Below are 3,355 nucleotides of genomic sequence, written 5' to 3'. Positions count from 1 at the left end.
GCCGGTCTGGCCGTAGCCGGAGATGCGCACCAGGGTCAGCTTGGGGTTGAGGGCGTGCAGCACGTCCCAGCCCAGGCCGAGTTTTTCCAGGCCGCCGGGGCGCAGGTTTTCGATCAGCACGTCGGCATCGCCCAGCAATTGCTTGACCAGGTCCAGGCCTTCTGCCGACTTGAGGTCCAGGGCCAGGGACTTCTTGTTACGCGATTGCAGGTACCACCACAGCGACGTGCCTTCGTGCAGCTTTCGCCATTTGCGAAGCGGATCGCCCTGCCCCATGGCTTCGATCTTGATCACCTCGGCGCCAAACTCGGCCATCAGCCGGGCGGCGAAGGGCGCGGCAATCAGGGTGCCGATCTCGATCACCTTGATACCGCTCAGGGGAGCCGTCATGGGGTGTACCTCTTGTTCTTGGAATGTGGGGCCAAGGCTAGAGGACGCAGGCAGTAGAAATCCAACCGTCAGTTGGCAACGAGCGTTCGCCAAATGCGAACGCTTGAGTAAGGACTGGTTGTGGCGAGGGCCCTCGCCACAGGGTTTGCTTACGCCTGCTCCCGCCGCAGGTAATCGAACAACAGCCGGCTCACCGGTGACAGCTGTTCTTCATCACGCACCACCAGGATCAGGCTGCGGTCCGACCAGGCATCCGTCAGCGGCACCGCGTGCAAGCCCAACGCCCGGCCAAACAGTTCATAGGCTTTTTGCGGCAGGATGCCGATGCCCATGTTGGCCTGGACCATCCGGCACATGGCATCGAAGCCCGGCACATGGATCCGCAAGCGCAGCACCTTGCCCGCCTCCCGCGCCGCCGCATGGGTGCGCATGTTGATCGAACTGGCGGAATGCAGCCCCACGTAGTCGCTGTCCAGCGTCTCGGCGAACGTCAGGGTCTTGCGCGACGCCAACGGGTAATCCGCCGGCATCAGCACCACCAGTTTGTCCCGGCGATAGGTCACACCGGGCAGGCCTTTGGTATCGGTGTCGCTGGAACAGATGCCCAGGTCCGCAACGCCGTCAATCACACCCTGGACCACGCCGTTGCTGGGCCGCTCTTCCAGGTCGGCCTTCACCTGTGGATGCAGCGCGGAAAAGTCGCGCAAGTCTTCGGGCAGGAACTGAATGATTGCCGAGAGGTTCGCCAGCATCCGCACATAACCGCGCACGCCGTGACTGTGTTCGCCCAGCTCCAGGCCCATCTTCTCGACATTGAACAGCATCTGCCGTGCATGGTGCAGCAAGGTCTCGCCGGCAGCCGTGAGCTGCATGCCCTTGGCCTGGCGCACAAACAGGCTGACGCCCAGCACCTGTTCCAGCTCCATCAAGCGCTTGCTGGCCGCGGAGACCGCGATGGCTTCACGGGCGGCGGCGCGGGTCAGCGTGCCTTCCTCATGCACTGCCACAAACAATTGCAGGGTGATCAGGTCAAGGCGGCGAACCAGGCTTTTGTGCAGCATCTAGGCGCGCTCGGTGGCCAGGCGATTGATATCGGCCTGCTCCACCACCGGCAGAGGTGCACCGTGCCGGACGGCCGAGAGCATTGCGCGGCCAACGGTTTCCGTGCTCACCACCCAGGCCGGTCGCACATGGCGCAGCAGCGACAACAACGGGCCGACCACGGTGTAGATGGACTGGTAGAGCGGGGTTTTCGAGCGCACGCCGTGCAACGGCTGGATCACCCCGGGACGGAACAGGTACACCGCCTTGAACGGCAGGCGCAGCAACGCATTCTCGGTCTTGCCCTTGATCCGTGCCCACATGGTTTTGCCGGTTTCGCTGCTGTCAGTCCCGGCGCCGGACACGTAGATGAAGGTCATCTGCGGGTTAAGCCGCGCCAGGGTGCTGGCGGCCACCAGCGTCAAGTCGTAGCTCAAATGGGTGTACTTGGCTTCATCCATGCCCACCGAGGACACGCCCAGGCAAAAGAAGCAGGCGTCAAAACCTTGCAGCAGATGCTCCAGGGGCTGGAAATCAAACATGTCGGCATGCAGCACTTGATGCAGCTTGCCGTGTTCCTGGGTCAGCGCGGTACGGCCGACGGCGACGACTTCCTGCACGTCACTGGCCAGCAGGCACTCGCGTAACACGCCTTGGCCGACCATGCCGGTGGCGCCGAATAATAGAACTCTCATAAGGTTGGTTCCTAAGCGACAAGCGGTTAGCTTCAGGCTGCAAGGTAGAGACAAACCCACTGGCAACTTGTAGCTTGCGGCTTGCAGCTTACTGCTCAACAGGATCTTTTGCCCCTTGAAAAGCACCACGACCCTCGCCATTGCCTGCAGCGCGGCCTTTTTGTCCCAGGTTGGCATCAGCAGTTATCTGCCCGCCGTGCCGGCGATTGCCTTGTCATTGACCGCTGCAGAGGACCAGGTGGCACTGGCCCTGGCGGTGTACTTGATCGGCATGGCGTTGCCGATGCTGCTCTGGGGCAGCCTCGGTGAGCGCCTGGGTAGAAAGCCGGTGTTGCTGGCAGCGTTGGCGCTGTATGCGCTGGCCAGTGCGGCGATTCCGTCCGCCTACAGCCTCGAATCGTTCCTCGGCCTGCGCCTGGTTCAAGGCCTCGGTGCGGGCGGTGTGTCGGTGATGGCGCGGGTGCTGGTTCGTGACAGCTTCAGCGGTGCCCTGTTGGCCAAAGGTTTGTCGTGGCTGGGCATGACGTTCGTGATCGCCCTGGGCATCGGGCAGTTTGTGGGCTCGCTGTTGCAAGTGGCGTTTGGTTGGGAGGCGATCTTTTATGGGCTGGCGGTCTCGGCTGTCGGCTTGATGATTGCGCTGCAACGGGTGGTGTTCCCAAGATTGGAAAAAGCCTCTGGACACGTCTCGGCCTGGCGCATCTACGGCACGATCCTGCGTCATCCGGCGTTCCTGCGGCCTGCGTTGGCGGGCGGTTTGGGTTACGGGGTGATCATCGCGTTCAACACCTGCGCACCGTTGATTTTGCAGGGCCATTTCCAGTGGAGTGCGGCGCAATATGGCTGGCTCGGCTGGCCGATCAGCGCGGCATATCTGGCGGGGGCGTTGATGGTCAATCGCCTCGTCGCCCGCACCGGGCGCCTGTCGATGATGAGTTGGGGCGTGGCGTTGGTGATGTGCGGCAGCGCGACGATGTTGCTGGGCAGCCTGTTTGCCAATGGGCTGGCGATCCTGCTGTGGCTGCCGTATTGCCTGGCGGTGTTCGGCCAATCGATGAGTTATCCCATCAGCCTGTCGCTGGCCAATGATGAATCACCGGTGAGCGGCTCCTACGCCATGGCCTTGAGCGGCTTTATGCATCAGTTGATGGCGGCGGCGATCGGTGGCGTGGCCAGCCTGCTGGCGAGTCAGCAGGCCTGGCCGTTGGCGGTGTTATGCGTGACGCTGG

General features: G+C 62.7%; 4 protein-coding genes. 1 reads left to right on the top strand and 3 read right to left on the bottom strand.

The genetic code is table 11. From position 1 onward, the window contains the following. The 3 genes from HX846_RS26330 to HX846_RS26320 form a co-directional block, all read right to left on the bottom strand. A partial coding sequence (locus HX846_RS26330; protein WP_178966395.1) for a CaiB/BaiF CoA-transferase family protein occupies positions 1-390 on the bottom strand: 390 nt, incomplete at its 3' end. A gap of 149 nt (positions 391-539) precedes the next feature. After that, on the bottom strand, positions 540-1,451 hold the full coding sequence (locus HX846_RS26325; RefSeq protein ID WP_177080188.1) for a LysR family transcriptional regulator: 912 nt from the start codon (positions 1,449-1,451) through the stop codon (positions 540-542). After that, the gene (locus HX846_RS26320; protein ID WP_102604145.1) at positions 1,452-2,126 is read right to left on the bottom strand and encodes an NAD(P)H-binding protein; all 675 of its coding nucleotides are present in this window, start codon (positions 2,124-2,126) and stop codon (positions 1,452-1,454) included. It abuts the gene before it with no gap. A gap of 115 nt (positions 2,127-2,241) precedes the next feature. Here HX846_RS26320 and HX846_RS26315 point away from each other — a divergent pair. Next, on the top strand, positions 2,242-3,355 hold a 1,114-nt coding region (locus HX846_RS26315; RefSeq protein ID WP_178966394.1), incomplete at its 3' end, for an MFS transporter.

The organism is Pseudomonas sp. K5002, assembly GCF_013386655.1.
Taxonomy (GTDB): Bacteria; Pseudomonadota; Gammaproteobacteria; order Pseudomonadales; family Pseudomonadaceae; genus Aquipseudomonas.
Note: the sequence above shows the minus strand (reverse complement) of the source record. Positions and strands in the feature narration are given on the sequence as shown.

Coding starts and splice junctions, on each gene's coding strand:
- HX846_RS26325 (WP_177080188.1), bottom strand. CDS start 1,451: ATGCTGCACAAAAGCCTGGTTCGCCGCCTTGACCTGATCACCCTGCAA.
- HX846_RS26320 (WP_102604145.1), bottom strand. CDS start 2,126: ATGAGAGTTCTATTATTCGGCGCCACCGGCATGGTCGGCCAAGGCGTG.